Origin of the sequence: Herbaspirillum sp. NPDC101397, from assembly GCF_044767325.1 — a bacterium.
GTDB lineage: Bacteria > Pseudomonadota > Gammaproteobacteria > Burkholderiales > Burkholderiaceae_D > Herbaspirillum.
This window is the reverse complement of the sequence record NZ_JBIWNS010000009.1, coordinates 158,529-180,019: the sequence shown is the minus strand read 5'-3', so window position 1 is coordinate 180,019 and position 21,491 is coordinate 158,529. Positions and strand designations below refer to the sequence as shown.

Here is a 21,491-nt window from a genome sequence, read left to right as displayed (position 1 = left end):
TTTTCTAATCCGGACCTATCGCATTCTCAGCATTCTCGATAGGTTACCCCCGTTGTCGAATAGTCTATCAACCTGCCCTGCCCGGTCAAGCTGTTCAAGCCGAGATCTGGCGCACCAATCCCTTGCTGTTCTCCGTCTTACCCGTTTGCTTAAGCTGCTTTGGCGTCGGCGCTGCCGCCAATGTGACCGTCTGGACGGGCGCTGCCTCCTGCGCCTGGCTGGAGCGATAGCCGACGCGGAAGCCTCCCCAATGCTTGCCGTTCACATAAATCGGCACCGAAAGATCGTGCATGACCTCGCCGGTATCGCGTTTATAAGTTTGCAGCAGAAACGGCTTTGTATTCGCGCCACAACGCTTTCCGGTGCGATCGCTGAAAATGCGCTTGGTGCGATTGTTGACCAGATCGGTGTCGTAATCGCCGGTCAGCGGCTTGGAGAATTTTTTGTTATGCGTAGGAAAATATCCGTTGTTGTCCACAGCACCGGCATACGCCAGTTGCGGCATGGAATCAAGGATGGCTTCCTGCACGTCCGGCAGGACACGATCGGTGAAGGCGTCGAATTGCGTTGTGTGCTTGGGCGGATTGGTGTTCGGCAGCGGTTTGTAGGTGCGGTCGAACAAGGCCGCTTCGCTGATCCGGCCGGCACCGATGGCTTCCTCGAACAACTTGCCGATACGCTTGGCGGCGGCAGTCGCGACTTTCTGGATGTCGTCGTGCTGGGTCTTGGCATTGCTCGCGGCGATGGCGTCATAGACCAGCTCGGCGCGCTCCGACAAGGCCATGGCCGACGCCGCCACGCGCGGCAACTCAATGTCGGTCGCCAGCATGCCGTCACGGATTTTGAGGATGGCTTCGGCGATACGATGGGTGGTCTCGACGTGCTCGCGGGAAGCGCGTGCGATTTGCTGGATCTCTTCTTCCGAAATACCGGCGGAGCGCTCGATGTTGCCGAGGAAACCATGCACCCGCTCGACGTTCTGCGACGCCTCCAGCACCTTGGCGCTGAGAGACTGCATGCCGCCGGAAGCGCGCTCGGCTTCTTCCGTGATCGAACGCACCATGGCGCCGATGTCGTCGGTGGCTTCCTTGGTGCGCTGAGCCAGCTGCCGCACTTCGCCCGCCACCACCGCAAACCCGCGCCCGTGTTCGCCCGCGCGCGCCGCTTCAATGGCGGCGTTGAGCGCCAGCAGATTGGTGCGTGCGGCGATTTCGCTGATGACTTCGGTGATGCCGTGGATGCGCTTGGATTTTTCCTGTAGCGCCGACATCATCGCCGACGCGTTCTGCGCATCGGTGCGCGCCTTGCCGATCTGTTCCAGGCCGAGGTCCACTTCCGCGCGGCCGGCCACGCTTTCGGCGCGCACGTCGGCGGCTACTTTGGAAGCACGCTCGGCATTCGCGGCAATCTGCTCGGTGGTGCTGGCGTTCTGCTCCGAACCGGTGACAATACCGTTGGCGGCCTGCACGTCCTGGGCGATCTTGTTCTTGATGGAGTCGACGAAATAGGAGGTCTCGGCGGCGCCGATCATGATGTGGTCGATCTCACTGCCGATCTTGTCGACGAAGCCGCCGCCCTGGTCGGATTCGCCGCGCCGCGCCAGGCGCGACAGGATCACCGCCGCCGCCGTCGCAATCACCGCCAGCCATAACGGCGACAACGGCAAGGCCAGCGCGCCGAGACCGGCGAAGATGCCGGCGCCGACAGCAATGGGAACAACGACCTGAATCAGCACGTCCAGCGAGCGCGAAAGCGCCCTGCTTTTCCTCTCGAACATACAGCAGTCTCCTCACGAGTTGCCGTCATGCCTGGTCTTGGTCTATTGGCATGTACGGATGTCATCCGAACAACTTTTATCAGGAAGAAAGTCTGACTACGCTGCGCCGTCCGCTATCCGTTGTTCTGATTCGAGCAAAATCGGCGCGCAGCCTTCCCCTATTTTTGGCCCAGCTTACAAGGGATAACTTACGCGTAACTTATGCCGAACCGTTTGGTGGAGGATTCTGGCAGGACAACGCTTAGAGGAATGTATACCGCAGCCGCCATACCCGCAGGTAGGCATGCAAGGCGATCGTTTGAGGAGATGAGGGGGATGAGAAAAGGTCGCCGCCGCCCGCCGATCAGGCCGGGGCGACGGGATGATGCAGGATGATTACCTGGGACGAACGCTGATGTGCTCATCCAGTGCGCGCTGCGCAAGCTCAAGCGATTTGAGCGCCGCCTGCCAAGGTTCATAGTCGGCCATCGTCAACCACTCGGCACCCGGATTCTTCTTCCACTCTTCCAGCTTCGCGTTCAACAGTTCGTACTCGCAAAGTTGCGCTTCCAGCAGCGCCTCTATCTCCAACCGAAGTTCATCGGCGCGCAGTTTCCATGCATCAGGTGTGTCCATATCGATCTCCATAAAGTCGCAGAATCCTAGCATGAAAAGCTGCGCGCTCAGATGCAGAAAAGATATTCCGCCAACGGCGCAGGCAAATGCGCGGGCACGCTATACTCCCGTGACAATAAGCGTTTGAACGCGATAATACATATACGGGGAAACAGATAATCTGGCGACAGCTTGCGGCGCAATGCCGGAGGCGAAAAACGGGAAGGGGAAATACCGATGCAGGTAAAAAAGCTGACCGGCGCGACACGGCTTTGTGCCGCAGCGCTGGTGGTTGCCGCTAATGCGATCACCTGCGGCAGTACGCATGCCGCCACCGGCTACTACCTCGTCTCCGTCTACAGCGCCGAAAACCAGCTCTCCGTCGACTACAAATACTGGAACGCCAAAAAACACGACAGTGCGCCGTTCGGCTCGCCCGAAATCGGTATCGGTTATGGCGTCACCTCGCAGTGGTACACCGAAGTCTACGGCGTCTACACACAGACTGCGGCGCAAGGCACGCGCTTCGGCAGCCTCAACTGGCAAAACGATTTCCTGTTGACGCAAGGCCAATACTGGTTCGACCTGGCCATCCACACCAACGTCGAGCAGTATACGCGGCGCGACGGCTACGGCCTGGAATGGGGCCCGGTGTTCCAGACCGAGATCTGGCGCACGCAACTCAACGCCAACATCTTCCTGCAGCGCGACTACCGCACCAGCCAGAACAACGCCACTCAACTGGTGTATCAGTGGCAGGTGCGCCAGCACTGGAAACCGCTGCTCAACTTCGGCGTGCAGGGTTTCGGCGAACTCGGCCGCTGGGACAACTGGAACAGCAAGGCCGACCAATCCCATCGCGTCGGCCCCGCGCTGTTCGGCACCTGGTACCTGCCGAACGGGCACAAGATTCTGTACGAAAGCGCTTATCTGATCGGCAAGAACAGCGGGCGGCCGGCGAAGAGTTTTACGATGCGGGTGCAGTACGCGTTCTGAAGTTCACGCCTCTTGGTTGGTCACAAATCTGCAGATGATTTTTCGATTGCACAAAGCAAAACAGCACTGAGCCGGCGATGCCGATTCAGTGCTGTTTTTCCTTACGGATTGCTCCGCAAGGTTTGGATCTATTGGTCGGGACGGAGTGATTCGAACACTCGACCCCTTGCACCCCATGCAAGTACGCTACCAGGCTGCGCTACGCCCCGACGAGCCGACAATTATAGCAGAGTGGAATTTGTTTTGTCTCTGCCAACATCCATCATCGATATTACCGATGGGCTGCGGCTTATAGCGACACCGCCGTGGCCTGGTCCTTGTCGTCCTTGTTTTTCTGGTTTTGCGGATCAGGCGCCTTGATCTCCAGATTCTCGGCGCGCAGCTTGTCGCGGATCAGGCGGAAGGCATCGACGTCGAGCATCGGCGAGGCGCTGGGTTGACGCTTCTTTGCCTTGCGACTGTCCGAACTTACCGGTGGCGGAATTTGGCTGGCGCTCGAAGCAATTTGGGCGAGCTGGTTGTTTTCCGCGATCAGTCTCAATGCAGCGGCCGAGAGCGTGATCTTGTCGAGCGGCGCGGACGGCGCAGCGGCGGCCGGGACAGGCGCGACGCTGGCAGTTTTGACTTCTGCTGCGTTGTCCGCGTACGCCGATTGCGGCAAATTACCGTTTGCGCCGATCAACATGACTTGCTCCCTCTGATTATTGTGATCCTCAGGTAACGGCCGCCATCGATACATCTTTAGTGCATGAACAATCAGGCGACGTCGCGCACCTCAAGCGCATCAACGCGATCCGGGTAGAAGGCAACATAGCCCTTGATCGCCGCCACCGCATCATACGGCTCCTCGTAACTCCAGACTGCGTTGACCGAACGATCGGCGCCGAGCGGGATGCTGTAGTAGGAACATTCGCCCTTGTAGGGGCAGTAGGTCTGGTGATCGGTGCGTTCGAGCAGACTGAAGTCGACGTCTGCGCGCGGGATGTAGTACACCGGCGGATAACTCGCCTCCTTCAGCGCCAGCGCGGCGCGTGTGTCGGCAATGGTGCGGCCGGCCAGCGAGACGACGACGCGGGCCGCAGTCGGCGTGATGGTAATGGGATGATCAGGTCCGGGAACCTTGACAGGTCGTATGCTCATGGAATGACTCCTTATTGAAACGACAACACGGCCGATAGGACCGCGCAATATGGCCGCACATCATAATGATGTGAGAGGCGCTGCCGCGACTAGTTCCGCGTTCGGCGTGACGACTTCGCCAATGAAAAAAGCCCGTGCGTTTCAGTGCACGGGCCTTCTTTGTTACTTGCTCAATATTTCATCAAGTTTCTTGTTGCCCATGCCGAAGCTGGCAATCGCAATCAGACCCAACAAGCCCAGCGCGCTGCCCAACCACAAGGTGGATGGAATACCCATCGCATCGACCACCACGCCGCCGACGAAAGAGCCGACGGCGATGGCAACCTGCACGATGCTGACGAACAGGGCCGAACCGGCTTCCGGCAAATCCGGCGACGACAGTTGCAGCCAGATGCTCAGGCACAGCGGAATCGCACCGAAGGCGACGCCCCAGGCAATCACCATCGCGGTCACGCCGAGTTGCGAGGCATGCACCAAGGGCATGGCGAACAAGGCCAGCATCAGCAACACCACCACCGAGAACAGCGATGCCTGCAAGTGGCGCGTGACAAAGGCCGAAATCACCAGATTCGACACGAAGCCGACGAAGCCGAACGCCAGCAGCACCGAAGTAATCAGCGTCAGGCTGAAACCGTTCTGACCGAGGAAAGGCGCGATATAGGTGTACGACGAAAAATGCGCGCCGAACACCAACGCCACCATCAACAAGCTCTTGCGAGGATTGCGGCGGCTCACCAGCGTGGTCAGATCGCGGAAGCGGATCGCCGCCTTTGACGGCAGCGACGGCAGCAACAAGGTTTGCGCAGCCAGTGCCAGCGCGGCCAGGATGCCGGTGGCGATGAACGATGCACGCCACGACGACAAGCCGCTGATGAAGGTGCCCAGCGGTACGCCGATCACGGTCGCGAACGTCACGCCGCTGAGGATCATCGCCGTGGCCTTGGCCGCATGCTCCTGGCGCACCAGACGGCCGGCAGTTGCCAGCGCCAGCGTCCAGAAACCACCCAGCGCCGCGCCCAGCAGTGCACGACCGAGCAGCATCACGCCGAAGGTCGGTGCGAACGCGGACACCAGGTTCGACGCCAGCAACAGCACTGACAGCATCAACAAGATGAAGCGACGATTGATGCGCCCTGCTCCCAGCATCAGGCCCGGCGCCGAAATGGCGGCGACCACTCCGGGCGTCGTCACCATCAGACCGGCTGTGCCCGGCGACACGCCGAGGTCATGCGCGATCTGCGGCAACAGGCCGACCGGCAAAAACTCGGTCGTCACGAAAGCAAATGCGCCGGTCGCCACGGCGACCACCGATAACCATGAACGCAAGGGCGAGGCCGCGTTTTCCGCCGCGCTGAGCGGGTCGTGTGCGACCTCGACCGGCGCGTTATTCACCGCGATATTCTTTTCCATTGAAAACTCCTGAATCTGTTTGGCCCTGCGCCACCCCAGCGCGTTGAACCGATTGTGTATGAATGCATGCAACCGCCGCCGACCGGCGATGCCGACTGCAGCGAAATGCAATGTCCTGCTTGTTTCGTCGTCCGTCTTGCAGATGCTCACCGCTCAAACTGTCTTATTTTTAATGACAGTTTTGAAATAAAAATGAGGACCGATAACCGATCCTCCTTTTTCGAGCATCCCTGAATGTGGCTTTTCGCCTTATATATTTGCAAGGCCAGATAGTTGCGCAATTGGCCTTGTCGAGAATTTCCTTGTGAACCTGGTGCGATCCTGCCGACTTGCTAGTCACAGATCGTGTTGACCAATTCGGACAGTTTCCTGCTCTTCAATACTTTCAACATCGCGCCTTCGACTTCGGAAATCACCGGATCCAGCGCCATGTCCATGCCGCAACTGACGCGGCAACATGGATCCTTGGGCCGCGTATTGTGCTTGAGCACCGGCTCTTCTTCCACCGCCTGGTAAATTTCCGCCAGGCTGATTTGTGAAGCCGCGCGCGCCAATTGTGCGCCGCCGCCCTTGCCTTCCTTGGTCACGACCAGATGCGCCTTCGACAACTTGCGCAGCAGCTCGCGCACGAACACAGGATTAGTGTTGACGCTGGCCGCAATGGCAGCGGAGGATAAAAACGCTTCTCCTCCCCGGGTCGCGTGCTCGACGCTAACCAATATGTGTGCCGCCACGGCAAATCGACTCGACTTCATACTGTATTTATATTCGATACAGATAGCGAAGTCAAGCAACTTGTCCAAATATGCTTATACCCCTGTAAAAAAACTGCAAGCCTAGTCAGGCTTCCGTGGCCGTTGAAGTCGGCGCAACCGTAATCTCTGTCAGCACCGAACTGGCCAGGAAGCATTGCTCATGCGCCGCATGATGCAAGGCCTCGTCCTCATCCGGCGTCGGCACGCGGCCGCGGTACGCGATGGCCGGTTGCAAGGTCGCCTTGCTGACCATCAGTTTGCCCTTGGCGTTCTTTTCCATCACAGCGCTGGCATGGTCGGCATAACTGTCGACGACAAAACCCTGCTTGGCGGCGATGGCCAGGAAGGTCAGCATATGGCAGCTAGACAGCGACGCCAGGTAGGCTTCTTCGGGGTCGACGTTATCCGCCGACGAATACGGCAAGGGAACAATGTGCGGCGAGGATGACGCCGGCACTTCCACGCCGCCGTCGAAACGCCAGCGATGCACCCGGCTGTAGCGATTGTCGGTGAACGCTTCGTCGCTGCCGCGCGTCCACAAGATGCTTGCCTCGATTTCTATCATGCGAAATCTCCCGTCGAAGTGCGCCAGCATACCTGCAAATTTCCCAACCTGCAGGCAAGCGCTTTGGCACCGACCAACGAAAAAGCCCCGCACGGATGCGAGGCTTTCGAATTTTTTGGCTCCCCGACCTGGACTCGAACCAGGGACCTGCGGATTAACAGTCCGTCGCTCTACCAACTGAGCTATCAGGGAACAGCAGAGGGCGCGATTATGAACTAAATCTTCCTTCGCGGCTATATCTCCACGACAGAAAATTGCTAAATAATTCGCTACGCACCGCCCTCTTCTTCATCACGCGCCGCAAGCGATGCGTGACAAGGAAAAACGATCCAAAAACAGGCCGCACATGATCGCCATCGAACATATCGGCGACGCACGGAAACGCGTTTTCGAAATTGAAAAAGCCCCGCACGAATGCGAGGCTTTTCGAATTTTTTGGCTCCCCGACCTGGACTCGAACCAGGGACCTGCGGATTAACAGTCCGTCGCTCTACCGACTGAGCTATCAGGGAACAGCTGAGAAAAAGATTATGACTTGATTTTTACGTCCTGTCAAAACCTTTTTGTACCCCGGCCGTTTCGGACCGGAACACCTTTCTCTTTAGAGCACCTTGGCAATGGCGTCGACAACGGCATCGATGTTCTTGGTGTTCAGTGCGGCCACGCAGATGCGGCCGGTGTCGACGGCGTAGATCGAGAACTCGTTGCGCAGGCGCTCGACTTGCGCCTTGGTCAGGCCCGAGTACGAGAACATGCCGCGTTGCTTGATGACGAAGTCGAAATCGTGCGCAGGCGCTTTTTCTTTCAGTTTCGCAACCAGCAGCTGGCGCATTTCGCGGATGCGCACGCGCATCTCGGCCAGTTCGCTTTCCCACAAGGCGCGCAGTTCCGGCGAAGCCAGCGCAGTCGCGACAACCTGGCCACCGTGGATCGGCGGGTTGGAATAGTTGGTGCGCACCACGCGCTTGAGTTGCGACAGCACGCGTGCGGCTTCTTCGTTGGACGAAGCGACGATGCTCAGCGCGCCGACGCGCTCGCCGTACAGCGAGAACGATTTCGAGAACGAGTTCGACACGAACAGCGGGCCGCCTGCTTCGGCAAAGCGGCGCACGACCTTGCCGTCTTCTTCGATGCCGTCGCCAAAGCCTTGGTAGGCCATGTCGAGGAACGGGATCAGGCCGCGCGATGTCACAACTTCAATGACTTGGGTCCATTGATCGGCGGTCAGGTCGGCGCCGGTCGGGTTGTGGCAGCAAGCATGCAGCAGCACGACCGAGCCGGAGGCCATGGTCTTGAGCGCATCGAGCATGCCGGCGAAGTTCACGCCGCGGGTGGCCGCGTCGTAGTAAGGATAGTTGTTGACGGTGAAACCGGCCATCTCGAACAGCGCGCGATGGTTTTCCCAGCTTGGATCACTGATCCAGACTTGGGTGCCTGCCGGCGAGAAATGCTTCAGGAAGTCGGCGCCCAGCTTCAGTGCGCCGGTGCCGCCCAGGGCTTGCACGGTGATCGCACGCTTCTCTTGAACAACGGCGCTGTCGGCACCAAATACCAGTTCCTGGACTGCCTTGTCGTACGTTGCCAGACCATCGATCGGCAAATAAGTACGTGGAGCCAGTTTGGCAGCCAGTTCAGCTTCCGCTTTTTTCACGCATTCCAGCAGTGGCACTTTGCCGTTATCGTCGTAATAGACGCCAACACCGAGGTTGGTCTTGCCGGGATTCTTGTCGGCATTAAAACCTTCAGTGATGCCGAGAATAGGGTCGCGTGGCGCCATCTCGATGGCGGTGAAAAGAGAAGAGGAGGCTGAGAGAGGTGCGTTCATCGTGATAACATAAAAAGTTAGCTGCAAACGTAGATTGCAGTCGGGATGGATGCAGGGCAAAGCCGCGAGCCGAGCACCGTTTTGCAACATCTAATTTTACCAAAGGTCGAATGACAATGGCTGATTTATCCCCCGTTACCGCCGCATCTTCTACGCTCGACGAGAGCAAGTTCCTGACGTTCCCGGATTCTCCCTATCGCTTGTACCAGCCGTTCCCGCCCGCGGGCGACCAGCCGGCCGCCATCGACAAGCTGGTCGAAGGGGTGCATGACGGCCTGTTCTTCCAGACCCTGCTGGGCGTCACCGGTTCGGGCAAGACCTACACGATGGCCAACACCATCGCCCGCCTCGGCCGGCCGGCGATCATCTTCGCGCCGAACAAAACGCTGGCGGCGCAGCTTTATAGCGAATTTCGCGAGTTCTTTCCGCAAAATGCAGTGGAATATTTCGTCAGCTACTACGATTACTACCAGCCGGAAGCCTACGTCCCGCAACGCGATCTGTTCATCGAGAAAGATTCCTCGATCAATGAGCACATCGAACAGATGCGCTTGTCCTGCACCAAGTCGCTGATGGAACGGCGCGACGTTGTCATTGTGGCAACGGTGTCGGCCATTTACGGTATCGGTAACCCCAACGAATACCATCAGATGATCCTGACCTTGCGCGCCAAGGACAAGGTCAGCCAGCGCGACGTCATCGCGCGCCTGATCCAGATGCAATATTCACGCAACGAAGTCGACTTCGGCCGCGGCACTTTCCGCGTGCGCGGCGACACCATCGACGTGTTCCCGGCCGAGCATGCCGAACTGGCCGTGCGCATCGAGATGTTCGACGACGAAATCGACAGCCTGCAATTGTTCGATCCGCTGACCGGCCGCGTGCGCCAGAAGATTCCGCGCTTCACCGTCTACCCCGGTTCGCACTACGTCACGCCGCGCGCCACCATGCTGCGCGCCATCGAAACCATCAAGGACGAACTGCGCGAAAGGCTGGAATTTTTCCGCAAGGAAAACAAGCTGATCGAAGAACAACGGATCGAACAGCGCACCCGCTTCGACATCGAAATGATGACCGAGATCGGTTTCACCAAAGGCATCGAAAACTATTCGCGCCATCTGTCCGGCGCCAAGCCCGGCGATCCGCCGCCGACGCTGGTGGATTACCTGCCGCCGGACGCGATCATGTTCCTCGACGAGTCGCATGTGCTGATCGGCCAGTTGAACGGCATGTACAACGGCGACCGCGCGCGCAAGACCAACCTGGTCGACTACGGCTTCCGCCTGCCGTCGGCGCTGGACAACCGGCCGCTCAAGTTCGACGAGTTCCAGGGCAAGATGCGCCAGACCATTTTCGTCTCGGCCACGCCTGCAGAATATGAAAACACCCATTCCGACCAGGTGGTCGAGCAGGTGGTGCGTCCGACCGGCCTGGTTGATCCGCTCATTCAGGTACGCCCCGCTACTACGCAGGTCGACGACCTGATGCAGGAAATCACCATCCGCGTGAAGAAGAACGAACGCGTGCTGGTGACCACGCTGACCAAGCGCATGTCGGAGCAATTGACCGAGTTCCTCAGTGACAACGGCATCAAGGTGCGCTATCTGCACAGCGACATCGACACCGTCGAGCGCGTCGAAATCATCCGCGACCTGCGCCTCGGCACCTTCGACGTGCTGGTCGGCATCAACCTGTTGCGCGAAGGCCTGGACATTCCCGAGGTATCGCTGGTGGCGATTCTCGACGCCGACAAGGAAGGCTTCCTGCGTTCAGAGCGCAGCCTGATCCAGACCATCGGCCGCGCCGCGCGTAACCTCAACGGCATGGCGATCCTGTATGGCGACAAGGTCACCGATTCGATGCACAAGGCCATCGGCGAAACCGAACGCCGCCGCGCCAAGCAGGTCGCCTTCAACGAAGCCAACGGCATCACGCCGATGGGCATCAAGAAGGAAATCCGCGAACTGATCGATGGCGTCTACAGCCCGCAGGAAGCGCGCGTGGAACTGATGGTGGCGCAGGAACAGGCCAACTACGAAGCCATGAGCGAGAAGCAGGTCAGCAAGGAAATCAAGCGCCTCGAAAAGCTCATGCAGGATCACGCCAAGAACCTGGAGTTCGAAAAAGCCGCGAAGGTGCGCGACCAGTTGCATCAGCTCAAGCAGCAATTGTTTGGCGCTGCGGGCGACGACACGGTGGCCGTGGCGTAACTCGCTTCGGTCAAGAAGCATCCCTGACTGCCCGCTGTGATTTCGCATTGACTTCGCATGCGGGCAGTTTTTCATTTCCGATCAACCTGACCTCATCTCACACCTGCTCATACCTGCTCATGCCGGCTACCGTCCCCACCGCCCTGCTCGATCTCTGCGCCACTGCCGATCCATCCTGGCACGCCATCCTGAAAACCGGCCTGCAAGCCATCGCTGCTCTCGATTCCGACTATTTGCCGGCGCTGGTGCAAGACACCACTTACCTGCCAACGGAAGGCCGCCTCTTCGCCGCGTTCAAACAGCCGATTGACGAGGTCCGTTACGTCCTGGTCGGCGAAGGCCCCTACCCGCGCGCTGCCAGCGCCACCGGTGTCTGCTTCATGGATGGCGCGGTCGGCTCGCTGTGGTCCGACAAGGGCTTGTCCAAACAGGTCAACCGCGCGACGTCGTTGCGCAACTTCATGAAGATGCTGCTGGTTGCCGACGGCCGCGTGCCGGTCGACAAGACCAGCGGCGACGCCCTGCTCGATATCGCCGCCAAGGCGCAGGCCGACACTGCCGGCACCATCCAGACACTGGCCGACCTGCAGGACAACCTGACCGCGCAGGGCTTCCTGCTGCTCAATGCCAGCCTGGTGTTCCGCACGCACGTGAAGCCGGTCAAGGATGCCAAAGCCTGGAAGCCGTTCTTTGAAACCGTGTTGAAGGGATTGGCGCAGTACGCAGAGGAAAAGAACAAGACACTGCCGACGCTGGTCCTGTGGGGCAAGATCGCCGAGGAGCTGCACGGTTTGCCGGTGGTCGGACGCTTCCCGCGTGCGGTGGCGGAGCATCCCTACAACCTGAGTTTCATCGCCCACGGCGGCATGCAGGAACTGTTCGGCGCCATGCATCTGCTGAAAAAACACGTCTGAACAATACCTCGGAACGTAAAAAAGCCGGCCCCGGGAATGTCCCCGGGCCGGCTTTTTTCATCTCAACTACTTCGCAAAAATCCGGTTCATCGAGGTGAAGCCCTTGAACTCCAGTGAATTTCCCGACGGATCCTTGAAGAACATGGTCGACTGTTCGCCCGGCTCGCCCTTGAAGCGTGTATGCGGCTCGACTACGAACGTGACGCCTGCTGCGGCAATGCGCGCAGCCAATGCATCCCACGACACCTGGTCGAGGATGATGCCGAAGTGCGGGATCGGCACATTGTCGCCATCTACATTGCCGGCGCCGCCCGGCACCACCAGGTCTTTTTTCAGATGCAGCGACAGCTGGTGTCCCATGCAGTCGAAATCAACCCAGCGCTCAGTGCTGCGTCCCTCGGAAAATCCCAGCACGCCGCCGTAGAAACCACGCGCCTCGTCGAGATCGCGTACAAAGAAAGCCAGGTGAAATGGGTGCAATGCGTTCATGTTCCGTTCCGTGTTGGGCAAATGCGTAGCTTATCGCATTCGCCCGCATCGGGACGGCAGCACGCCTGCCGATTGCGGGCATGGGAAAACATGAGGCGAATTCGCGCCGCCTGCAGCAGATTCTGCGCAGGCGAAAACTTGCGGTGTCGAGTCAGAGGGCAGCGATACATCTGCTGCGGTGTGGTCGTATCCCGTACATGCGGGACGACATCTTGATTGCCGCGAGCCGGGAAGCACATCGTTCCGGCTCGGTCTCCTGGGTGGCGCATTTCAGGCTTCAAGGTTAAAACCGGCGCCCATCGCTTACATCTCTGGCTTCACGCCAACATTGCAGCTGAATTTCAGCTGATTACAGCTTGTTTTAGCCGTTACGGCCGCAACAACAAATCAGAACTGTGCTTGCAGTTGCGACAGTGCACGCAAATGGCTGCGATCGAGTTCGCGCAGACGGCGTTCCATCTCGGCGTGGCTGGTGACGCCTTCCAGATAAGGAGCATCGTTGAGGTCGAACAGCGCGCCGTCGACGGCTTTGGCAGGCGAGCTGAACGCGCGCTCGACAAAGAACTGGAAAGCTTCCAGCAAACTCTGTAAATTATTAGAAAAACCGGCGGATTGATAAGTAGACATTTCTTTCTTTCACATGAATAACGTTGCAGTGATAGTGAGAATAGGGGCTCCCCCTCACTTTAAAAAGCAATATTTTCCGACACCTGCATTAGAAAAACTTACACTATGTCCCTTTCCCTGCCGCCCTTGAAGGCGCTCAAAGTGTTCGAAGCGGCCGCCCGCACGCGTAGTCTGACGATTGCCGCCCACGAGTTGCACATCACGCACAGCGCGGTCAGCCAGCAAATAAAATTGCTGGAAGAACATTTCGGCCAACCCCTGTTTATCCGCTTGCCGCGTGGCGTGGAAGCAACGGAAGCGGCCCAGACCTTTTATACCGAAGTGCGCGCCGCGCTTGATCGCATCGCCATGGCGGCGGAACAACTGACGCTGACCGGCAAGAACCGCATCGTGCGCGTGATCACGGCGCCGTCCGTGGCGATGCGCTGGCTGATTCCGCGCCTGTCGCAGTTTCAGATCGACAACCCGCGCATCGAGGTGCGTGTGACGACCACCGTGTCGGAGCATTTCGAAGACCTCAAGGACCCTTTTGACGTGGTGTTGTGGCGCAGCCCGCTGGAGCGCAGCGGCTTTGAATGCGTGCGCTTCCTCGACGACGTGTCGGCGCCGCTGGCCTCGCCGCACTACCTGGAACTGCACCCCATCAACAAACCGGCGGACCTGCTGCAGGCCTCATTGATCCATCTGAGCGTGCGTGCGGAGGCCTGGCAGCAGTGGCTGATCAAGGCGGGCGTACCGGTGAAGAAGAAATTGCCGGGGACCAGTTACGAACACTTTTTCCTGAGCTTGCAGGCGGCGTCGACTGACCTGGGGATTGCGATGGGCTCGCTGGCGCTGGTGGACGACGACTTGTCGCACGGCCGCCTGCGCCAGCTGTTTCCGGAAGTGGTGCTGCACGGCCAGGGCTTCCATATGTTGCATCGTACCGGCGAAACCAATGGCAATGCCCTGAAGACCTTCATTACGTGGCTGATGCAGATGGGAGCGGCATCAGCCTACGATCCTGACAAGCGTTACTCCGCCGACTCCACGATGTGAACGGCGCGATTGGCGATCAGGTCTTTTGACTTGTCGCGGTAATCGAGCATGTGCGGTTGGGTGAAGTGAACCTTGAGCGCTTCGGCGCTTTCCCATTTTTCGATGAAGGCAAAGGTGTCCGGGCCGAGTTCGGCCTGGGCGCCGCCGAAGCCGGGCACGTCGATGACCGGGTCGTAAGCAATGCAGCCCTGTTCGGCACGGACGGCGGCCAGATTGGCGCGCACCAGCTTGAGCAGTTCTTCGCGCTTGCCGGGCTTGGCGGTAATGATTGCGACTACGTGGACCATGTTGTCATCTCCTGTTGTTGTGAGGGAAAACGACAAGCATACGCGAAGTTGCGCAGGCGTGACGGCCCCCTGCTTCGGACACCGCCGCTCAGATCAATTCAGTTTCATTTGCGCCAATAGCTGCTCGATGTTGTAACGCATCAGCTTGAGGTAAGTCGGCGCCGGGCCGTCGGCCTGCGACAACGCATCCGCATACAGCTTGCCGCCCAGCGTGACGCCGGCTTCCTTGCTGATCTGCTGCAGCAGCTTGGGGCTGCTCATGTTCTCGATGAAGACGGCGCGGATTTTTTCCTTGCGGATCTGGCGGATCAGGTTCGCGACTTCCTTCGCGCTCGGCTCGCTGTCGGTCGACACGCCTTGCGGCGCAAGGAAGCGCACCTGGTAATGCGCGCCGAAATATTCGAAGGCGTCATGCGAGGTGATCACCTTGCGCTTGGCCGGCGGGAACTGGCTGAATTGCTGTATGGCCCAGCGGTCCAGCTCGTTGAGCGAAGCAATGTAAGCGTCGCCGTTCTTGCGATACAGCGCTGCGCCGGCCGGATCGAGCTTGCTCAGCGCGGCAACGATGTTTTGCGTGTAGATCACAATGTTGGCAGGATTCTGCCAGGCGTGCGGATCATTCTTGCCATGCTGGCGATCGTGCCCGTCGTGCCCGTCGTGATCATGTTCTTCTTCGGCACGGTCGCGCACCGCGATGCCCTTCGATGCCACGACGATGTCGCCGCGATAATTGGCCGACTGCGCGACCCGCTCCATCCAGCCTTCAAAGCCGAGGCCGTTGACCACCACCAGTTTGGCGCGCGCCACCGATTTGATGTGATCCGGCGCCGGCTGGAACACGTGGGCATCCTGGTCGGGACCGACCAGCGTGGTGACGGCAATGCGGTCGCCACCGACGTTGGCGACGATGTCGCCGAGAATGCTGAAGCTGGCCACTACCGGCAAGCGAGCGTCAGCGGCGGATGCGCTCTGGACAACCAACACGGCTGCGATCGACAACAAGATCTGGCGAAACAATTTCACGATGACTCCCAAAAAGAATTAAGCGCGCAGATGCGGCCGGCGCAGGATGCGCGGCAACCAGCCGCGCGGGGCAAAGATCAGGGACAGGAAATAGAAGCCGCCGGCGCACACGATGATCACAGGGCCGGACGGCACCGACGCGTAGTACGACAGCATCAACCCGGCATAGCCCGCCAGCGCAGCCTGCACGGCGCTGTTGACCAACTGCGCCGGCAAGGTGTCGTGCCACAGGCGCGCCGATACCGCCGGCAGCATCATCAGGCCGACCGCCATCAGCGTGCCCAAGGTCTGGAACGAAGCCACCAGGTTCAGCACCACCAGCATCAGAAACAATTGCTGGTACACCGTATTGCGCCCGCCGCTGGCGGCCAGGAAAGACGGATCAAAACTTTCCAGCAGCAGGCCGCGGTACAAACCCGCCATCAGCAGCACGCTCAGGCTGGACACGCCGGCCACCAGCAGCAGGCCTTCGGTGTCGACGCCGAGTACGTTGCCGAACAGGATGTGCAGCAGATCGAGCTGGGTGCCGTGGCCGGAAATCATGATCACGCCGAGCGCCAGTGCGACCACGTAGACGGCGGCGAGGCTGGCGTCCTCCTTGAGTTCGGTATGGCGGCTGATCCAGCCTGCCAGTGCCACGACGATCACGCCGGCCAGGAAACCGCCGATGCTCAGCGCCGGCAGCGACAGGCCAAAGAAAATGAAACCGGCCGCCACACCCGGCAACACTGCATGGCTCAGCGCTTCGCCGAACAGGCTCATGCGGCGCAGCGTCAGCATCACGCCCAGCGGCGCGCTCGACAATGCCAAGGCCAGCGTTGCCACCAGCGCACGGCGCATGAAGGCGAACTCCTGGAACGGCGCGATCGCGAATTGATAGCAATCATGGAGCAGCATCATCGCAACGCCCTCCCTTCATTGCCGGCAGCACCGACGTCACCTGCATCGACGACATCAACCGCACACAGCGGTGCATGCTCGTCGACCGCTTCGGCCATGGAACGCGCGCGGTGCAGGTTTTCGTGGCACAGCACGCCTTCGGTCTCGCCCCAGGCGACCACATTGCGCGCCAGCAGCAGCGATTGCGGGAAGGCCTTGCGCACCTGGTCGTAGTCGTGCAGCACCGCGATCACGGTGCGCTGCTCGGCGTGCCAGGACTGGATGATGCGCAGCAAGTCGCTGGTGGTGCGGGTGTCGATGGCGTTGAACGGTTCATCCAGCAGGATCAGTTCGGCGTCCTGCAGCAGGATGCGCGCGAACAGCACGCGCTGGAATTGCCCCACCGACAGGCTGGCGATGGCACGCTGCGCGAAGCCGTCGAGTCCGACTGCGGCCAGTGCGCCTTCCGCGCGCTGCACCATGTCGCGGCTCATGCGGCGGAACAGGCCGGCGCGCGACCAGTAGCCCAGCAGCACGCAATCAAGCACCGAGATCGGAAAGCTGCGATCGATCTCGGCCTGCTGCGGCAGATAAGCGATGCGCTCAGCGGCCAGGTGCGTGACCACGCGACCGCTGTTGCAACGGACCTGTCCCATGATGGTTTTCAGCAGCGTGCTCTTGCCGGCGCCGTTGGGACCGACGACGGCGGTCAGCGAACCGCGCTTGAACTCTCCGCTGACGTGATGCAGAGCCGGATGGCGACGGTAGGTGACGGTGAGGTTTTCCAGCGAGATGGCGGCGGACATGGTCAATCTCCTCCCAGGGCCCACATCACGCCCAGCCACAGCAGCAGGCACACGGGCGCGACCAGCAGCACGCGCTGCCACCACGGCAGCGCAAGCACGCTGGTTTGTTGAAGGAGACGGGAGAACATGGGCGCGAATATTTTTATTGATCAATCGGGAGAATCAAATCAATCTGCAACCCAGTTGCAAATTGATGAAAGATCGGAATTATAATGCAACATTGTTGCAAGATGTGACAAAGCTCCAATAAATCCTTCAACCCAGTCAAAATGCAGCCCGGGACGGCTTTCCGCTTTGCGGATCGTTCCAGGCAGTTCACCTGAAGAAAGATCGCGCCCATGTATCTCCATTTCCGCCCCGCCGCCGTCCTCGCCGCCACCCTGCTGTTGTCCGTCCCGCTGACCCACGCCCATGAAGCGCACGTGCACGGCGTCGGAAAGCTCGACGTCGCACTCGACGGCCAGACGCTGTCGCTGCACCTTGATTCGCCGCTGGTCAATCTGGTCGGCTTCGAACATGCCGCCAACAGCGCCAAGGACAAAGCCGCCGTCCAGGCCATGACCAAGAGCCTGCGCAACGCCGGCGCCGTGTTCGTCGCCAGCCCGTCAGCGGAATGCAAGCTCAATGGAGTCAAATTGGAATCCGCCGCGCTGGATCCGGCATTGCTCGGTGAAGCGCAAGTGGACAAAACAGCCAAACCGGCAGCGCCGGCCGACCATGACGGTCACGCCGATCTCGACGCCGATTTCACGTTCCGCTGCGCCCATCCGGAGCGGCTGCAGAAAATTGAAGTCCGTCTGTTCGACACCTTCAAGGGCTTCAACAGCATCGACGTGCAACTGGTGACGGGCAAGCGCCAGGGTGCAGCCAAACTGACGCCGGCCGCCAACAGCATCGCCGTCCCCTGATATTTATTCAGCAAACAGACTTCACAATATGAGCGACGCCGCCATCGCCTTGCGCGACATCACCTTCACCTGGCCCGGCCAGAAAACGCCGACGCTGGCGCTGGACCGGTTCGAGGTGCAAGCGCGCGAGCAAGTCTTCGTCAGCGGCCCCAGCGGCAGCGGCAAGAGCACGCTGCTGGCGCTGATCGGCGGCATCAGCAGCGCCCAGGCCGGCAGCGTCGCCATTCTCGGCCAACCGCTGGAGGCGTTGCCGGCGTCGCGGCGCGATCGTTTTCGTGTCGATCACATCGGTTTCATCTTCCAGCAGTTCAATCTGATTCCTTATCTCTCGATCCTCGACAATGTGCTGTTGCCCTGCCGCTTCTCGGCCTTGCGCCGCGAGCGTGCGCTGGCGCAAGGCAGCGATTTGCGTGCAGCGGCCGAATCGCTGCTGCGCAGCCTCGACATGGCGCCGGCTTTGTGGACCCGGGCGGCGACGCAATTGTCGATCGGCCAGCAACAGCGCGTGGCTGCGGCGCGCGCGCTGATCGGCCGGCCGGAAATCGTGGTCGCCGACGAACCGACCTCGGCGCTCGACAGCGACCGCCAGCAGGCTTTCCTGAACCTGATCCGGCACGAATGCGAACAGGCCGGCGCCAGCCTGGTGTTCGTCAGCCATGACCAGCGCCTGGCCGAGCGCTTCGACCGCCGCATCGCCCTGAACGACATCAACCGCTGCGCCCAGGTGGAGGAATCGGCATGAGCTTCCTGTTCCGCCTGGCCGCGCGCAGCGCCTGGAATCGCCGCTACACGCTGGGCCTGATGCTGCTGGCGATCGCGCTGTCGAGCGCCATGCTGCTCGGCATCGAACGCGTGCGCCATGAAGTGCGCGACAGTTTTTCGCAATCGGTGTCCGGCACGGATCTGGTGGTCGGCGCGCGCACCAGCCCGGTCCAGCTGATGCTGTACGCGATCTTCCGCATCGGCGGCGCCACCAACAACATGGGCTGGGACAGCGCGCAAAAGCTGGCGAAGAATCCCGCCGTCGCCTGGACCATCCCGCTGTCGCTGGGCGATTCACATCGCGGCTTCCCGGTGCTGGCGACCAACGGCGACTATTTCAAACATTTCCACTACGGCGACGGCCAGGCGCTGCAACTCGGCGAAGGCCGCGTCTTCGCCAGCGTCTTTGAAACCGTGCTCGGCGCGGAAGTGGCGCAGCGCCTGCATTACAAGCTGGGCGATCGCATCGTGCTGAGCCACGGCATGGGCAGCCTGCACCTGACCGATCACGCCGACAAGCCGTTCACGGTCACCGGCATCCTGGCGCGCACCGGCACGCCGGTCGACCGCACCGTGCATATCGGCCTCGACGCGATGGAAGCGATCCATCTCGACTGGGAAGGCGGCGCGCCGATGCCGGGCCTGTCGATTGCGCCGGCGCTGGTGAAAAAATTCGACCTTACGCCCAAGACCGTCACCGCCGTGCTGGTCGGCCTGAAGAGCCGCGCCGCGGTCTTTGGCGTGCAGCGCGACATCGCCGACGACAACAGCGAACCGCTGATGGCGGTACTGCCGGGCGTGGCGCTGGATGAATTGTGGCAAGTGGTCGGCATCGGCGAAAACGCCTTGCTGGTGGTGTCGGGGATGGTCGTCATCGTCGGCCTGGCCGGGCTGGTGTCGGCGATCCTGGCGAGCCTGGGAGAACGGCGCCGAGAACTGGCGGTGCTGCGCTCGGTGGGGGCGCGCCCAGGCGACGTGTTCCTGTTGCTGGCGCTGGAAGGACTGGCGGTGATGCTGGCCGGCGTGGTGCTGGGCGTGGTCCTGCTGACGCTGGCGCTGTTCGCGCTGGGGCCCTTGCTGAGTGCGCAATTTGGCGTAACATTGCATCCTGCCTTGCCGGCCGCCGGCGAACTGCAGCTGCTGGGCTGGACCATCCTCGCCGGCTTTGCCGCGAGCCTGCTGCCCGGCTTGCGCGCCTACCGGCTGAGCCTGGCCGACGGCCTGACGCCCCGGATCTGATTTGATTTCGCGGTCTGGCGACCGCAACTTTGACGAAGCAATCTCATGAAAAGTATTACCTGGATAGGCGGCATCGTGGCCGCCGGACTACTGGTCGGTTACTCGGTGCATCTGGCGGCAACGCCGAACGCACCCAAGGTTGCTTCGGCTGCCGAGGCAGCCGAAGCAACTACGCCCGCCCCGACCACAACAGCAGCCCCCTACTCCGACAATGCCCAATACAAAGTCGGCGACCACCTGCAACAGGCGCCCGACCTGCAAAAGACGCCTTACAAGCCGTCCGGCAAGACCGATGGCGGCTTCCGTGAGATCGCCTGGGAGTCACTCATGCCGAAAGACTGGGACGCCATGGCGCCCTTCAAGGGCCTGAAGCTCGACAAGATGGAAGACGGCGATCCGCGCGCCATGGAGGCGCTGTGGAAAGCCAAGAAGTACTGGAAGAATGCGCCCGTCGATCCGTCCATGAACGGCGCGTCGATCCGCATTCCCGGTTTCGTCGTGTCGCTGGAGCGCGAAGGCGAGGCCTTGAAGGAATTCCTGCTGGTGCCGTACTTCGGCGCCTGCATCCACGTGCCGCCGCCGCCGGCCAACCAGATCATCCACGTGCACAGCAACAAGCCGGTCAAAAACACCCGCACCATGGATGCAGTCTGGATCAGCGGCGTGCTGAAGATCGAGCGTTCCGACACGATGATGGGCAGCGCCGGCTACAGCATGAGCTCGGTCAAGGTGGAACCGTACACGGACGGTGCGCCGCAGGGCGGCTGAGCCAGGTTCAAATGCAGAGAAATTGCTGTGGATTTGTAGGGAAGTTATCCCCACATTTTGGTAGCAAGCCTGTGGATAAGCACTGGAGAACTTGCTTAAGTGCTTGATAACAAGGGAAATTCCATTTCTGGTTATTCCTGGGCAAGTTGAAGGAAAAAACGCACCCCGCGCCACCGGGCTGGATCACCAGCAGGGAGATTGGCGGCTTCCATGACGTGTGCGTGCAGCCGGGTTACGACGCCACTATCCGGCATTGGCTACTCAACGGACGCTGCCGCAGCTTGTTCAACATGTGCAGCAGTACAAAATTCTGAGAAAAAAAAACCTGCGATACGTGTGTATCGCAGGTGAATCTAAAGCAAGTTTAGAGGAGACGAACGAGATTCTATCGACAACGTATGACGGCTTCGTGACACTCAAAAATCGGTTTCGCGCATCCCTGAATCCCGCTGCAACCATAATGGGATGGTTGCAGCTGT

At 60.2% G+C, this 21,491-nt stretch carries 23 protein-coding genes and 3 tRNA genes; 8 read left to right on the top strand and 18 right to left on the bottom strand.

The features are described from left to right. Positions 1 to 94: 94 nt before the first annotated feature. Together ACIROW_RS21270 and ACIROW_RS21265 are read right to left on the bottom strand one after the other, a co-directional pair. Positions 95 to 1,777 carry a methyl-accepting chemotaxis protein gene (locus tag ACIROW_RS21270; RefSeq protein ID WP_402278628.1) on the bottom strand — a complete coding sequence of 561 codons (1,683 nt, stop codon included), beginning with the start codon at positions 1,775 to 1,777 and terminating at the stop codon, positions 95 to 97. 375 nt (positions 1,778 to 2,152) lie between these two features. Continuing rightward, positions 2,153 to 2,392, bottom strand: coding sequence for a hypothetical protein (locus ACIROW_RS21265; RefSeq protein WP_402278626.1), 240 nt, complete (start codon positions 2,390 to 2,392; stop codon positions 2,153 to 2,155). 216 nt (positions 2,393 to 2,608) lie between these two features. Between ACIROW_RS21265 and ACIROW_RS21260 the strand changes: the two genes are divergently transcribed. Then, positions 2,609 to 3,367 carry a hypothetical protein gene (locus ACIROW_RS21260; RefSeq protein ID WP_402278624.1) on the top strand — a complete coding sequence of 253 codons (759 nt, stop codon included), beginning with the start codon at positions 2,609 to 2,611 and terminating at the stop codon, positions 3,365 to 3,367. 132 nt (positions 3,368 to 3,499) lie between these two features. Here ACIROW_RS21260 and ACIROW_RS21255 read toward each other — a convergent pair. The 9 genes from ACIROW_RS21255 to ACIROW_RS21215 all read right to left on the bottom strand — a co-directional run bounded on the left by ACIROW_RS21255 (position 3,500) and on the right by ACIROW_RS21215 (position 9,062). Next, positions 3,500 to 3,576 (bottom strand) — tRNA-Pro (locus ACIROW_RS21255). An 80-nt stretch (positions 3,577 to 3,656) separates the two neighbouring features. Next, positions 3,657 to 4,052: a hypothetical protein gene (locus ACIROW_RS21250; protein WP_402278622.1), complete on the bottom strand. Its 396-nt coding sequence runs from the start codon at positions 4,050 to 4,052 to the stop codon at positions 3,657 to 3,659. 71 nt (positions 4,053 to 4,123) lie between these two features. Then, positions 4,124 to 4,507 carry a DUF427 domain-containing protein gene (locus ACIROW_RS21245; protein ID WP_116435512.1) on the bottom strand — a complete coding sequence of 128 codons (384 nt, stop codon included), beginning with the start codon at positions 4,505 to 4,507 and terminating at the stop codon, positions 4,124 to 4,126. 162 nt (positions 4,508 to 4,669) lie between these two features. Next, positions 4,670 to 5,917, bottom strand: coding sequence for an MFS transporter (locus ACIROW_RS21240; RefSeq protein WP_402278620.1), 1,248 nt, complete (start codon positions 5,915 to 5,917; stop codon positions 4,670 to 4,672). 332 nt (positions 5,918 to 6,249) lie between these two features. Next, entirely contained in the window at positions 6,250 to 6,672 is a 423-nt protein-coding gene (locus tag ACIROW_RS21235; RefSeq protein ID WP_402278618.1) for an Rrf2 family transcriptional regulator, read from the bottom strand. An 85-nt stretch (positions 6,673 to 6,757) separates the two neighbouring features. After that, positions 6,758 to 7,237 (bottom strand): OsmC family protein, encoded by a 480-nt coding sequence (locus ACIROW_RS21230; RefSeq protein ID WP_402278616.1) that lies wholly within the window; start codon positions 7,235 to 7,237, stop codon positions 6,758 to 6,760. 116 nt (positions 7,238 to 7,353) lie between these two features. Beyond that, positions 7,354 to 7,429 (bottom strand) — tRNA-Asn (locus ACIROW_RS21225). A gap of 244 nt (positions 7,430 to 7,673) precedes the next feature. Further along, positions 7,674 to 7,749: transfer RNA gene (locus ACIROW_RS21220), tRNA-Asn, on the bottom strand. An 89-nt stretch (positions 7,750 to 7,838) separates the two neighbouring features. Continuing rightward, positions 7,839 to 9,062 carry an amino acid aminotransferase gene (locus ACIROW_RS21215; RefSeq protein WP_402278614.1) on the bottom strand — a complete coding sequence of 408 codons (1,224 nt, stop codon included), beginning with the start codon at positions 9,060 to 9,062 and terminating at the stop codon, positions 7,839 to 7,841. A 116-nt stretch (positions 9,063 to 9,178) separates the two neighbouring features. Between ACIROW_RS21215 and uvrB the strand changes: the two genes are divergently transcribed. After that, positions 9,179 to 11,272 (top strand): excinuclease ABC subunit UvrB, encoded by a 2,094-nt coding sequence (uvrB, locus tag ACIROW_RS21210; RefSeq protein ID WP_402278612.1) that lies wholly within the window; start codon positions 9,179 to 9,181, stop codon positions 11,270 to 11,272. A 119-nt stretch (positions 11,273 to 11,391) separates the two neighbouring features. Continuing rightward, positions 11,392 to 12,186, top strand: coding sequence for a uracil-DNA glycosylase (locus ACIROW_RS21205; protein ID WP_402278610.1), 795 nt, complete (start codon positions 11,392 to 11,394; stop codon positions 12,184 to 12,186). Between the two features lie 66 nt (positions 12,187 to 12,252). Here ACIROW_RS21205 and ACIROW_RS21200 read toward each other — a convergent pair whose 3' ends face one another. Both ACIROW_RS21200 and ACIROW_RS21195 read right to left on the bottom strand, forming a co-directional pair. Then, a complete protein-coding gene (locus ACIROW_RS21200) occupies positions 12,253 to 12,675 on the bottom strand; it encodes a VOC family protein (protein WP_402278608.1) in 423 nt (140 codons plus the stop codon). A 387-nt stretch (positions 12,676 to 13,062) separates the two neighbouring features. Then, on the bottom strand, positions 13,063 to 13,302 hold the full coding sequence (locus ACIROW_RS21195) for a hypothetical protein (protein WP_402278606.1): 240 nt from the start codon (positions 13,300 to 13,302) through the stop codon (positions 13,063 to 13,065). Between the two features lie 105 nt (positions 13,303 to 13,407). Here ACIROW_RS21195 and ACIROW_RS21190 point away from each other — a divergent pair, with 105 nt between their 5' ends. Beyond that, positions 13,408 to 14,340: a LysR substrate-binding domain-containing protein gene (locus ACIROW_RS21190; protein ID WP_402278604.1), complete on the top strand. Its 933-nt coding sequence runs from the start codon at positions 13,408 to 13,410 to the stop codon at positions 14,338 to 14,340. Here the strand turns inward: ACIROW_RS21190 and ACIROW_RS21185 are convergent. From ACIROW_RS21185 to ACIROW_RS21165, 5 genes are all read right to left on the bottom strand, one after another. Then, positions 14,316 to 14,627, bottom strand: a complete 312-nt coding sequence (locus ACIROW_RS21185) for a putative quinol monooxygenase (protein ID WP_402278602.1) — start codon at positions 14,625 to 14,627, stop codon at positions 14,316 to 14,318. The genes ACIROW_RS21190 and ACIROW_RS21185 overlap by 25 nt on opposite strands. A gap of 93 nt (positions 14,628 to 14,720) precedes the next feature. Beyond that, positions 14,721 to 15,650: a metal ABC transporter substrate-binding protein gene (locus tag ACIROW_RS21180; RefSeq protein WP_402278600.1), complete on the bottom strand. Its 930-nt coding sequence runs from the start codon at positions 15,648 to 15,650 to the stop codon at positions 14,721 to 14,723. Positions 15,651 to 15,668: 18 nt separating this feature from the next. Beyond that, positions 15,669 to 16,550 (bottom strand): metal ABC transporter permease, encoded by an 882-nt coding sequence (locus tag ACIROW_RS21175; RefSeq protein WP_402278599.1) that lies wholly within the window; start codon positions 16,548 to 16,550, stop codon positions 15,669 to 15,671. Further along, positions 16,547 to 17,335, bottom strand: a complete 789-nt coding sequence (gene aztA / locus ACIROW_RS21170; RefSeq protein WP_402278597.1) for a zinc ABC transporter ATP-binding protein AztA — start codon at positions 17,333 to 17,335, stop codon at positions 16,547 to 16,549. The genes ACIROW_RS21175 and aztA overlap by 4 nt, the downstream gene beginning before the upstream one ends. Positions 17,336 to 17,337: 2 nt before the next feature. Continuing rightward, positions 17,338 to 17,463, bottom strand: coding sequence for a hypothetical protein (locus ACIROW_RS21165; protein ID WP_402278595.1), 126 nt, complete (start codon positions 17,461 to 17,463; stop codon positions 17,338 to 17,340). A 210-nt stretch (positions 17,464 to 17,673) separates the two neighbouring features. On the opposite strand from ACIROW_RS21165, the gene ACIROW_RS21160 reads away from it, so the two are divergent. Genes ACIROW_RS21160 through ACIROW_RS21145 form a run of 4 tightly spaced genes read left to right on the top strand, consistent with a single transcriptional unit; the run spans position 17,674 to position 21,012 of the window. Continuing rightward, positions 17,674 to 18,243 (top strand): DUF2796 domain-containing protein, encoded by a 570-nt coding sequence (locus ACIROW_RS21160; RefSeq protein WP_402278593.1) that lies wholly within the window; start codon positions 17,674 to 17,676, stop codon positions 18,241 to 18,243. 28 nt (positions 18,244 to 18,271) lie between these two features. Beyond that, on the top strand, positions 18,272 to 18,985 hold the full coding sequence (locus tag ACIROW_RS21155) for an ABC transporter ATP-binding protein (protein WP_402278591.1): 714 nt from the start codon (positions 18,272 to 18,274) through the stop codon (positions 18,983 to 18,985). Continuing rightward, on the top strand, positions 18,982 to 20,244 hold the full coding sequence (locus ACIROW_RS21150; protein WP_402278589.1) for an ABC transporter permease: 1,263 nt from the start codon (positions 18,982 to 18,984) through the stop codon (positions 20,242 to 20,244). The genes ACIROW_RS21155 and ACIROW_RS21150 overlap by 4 nt, the downstream gene beginning before the upstream one ends. 45 nt (positions 20,245 to 20,289) lie before the next feature. After that, complete coding sequence (locus ACIROW_RS21145) at positions 20,290 to 21,012, top strand: DUF3299 domain-containing protein (RefSeq protein WP_402278587.1); 723 nt, start codon at positions 20,290 to 20,292, stop codon at positions 21,010 to 21,012. The last annotated feature ends 479 nt before the right edge of the window (positions 21,013 to 21,491 follow it).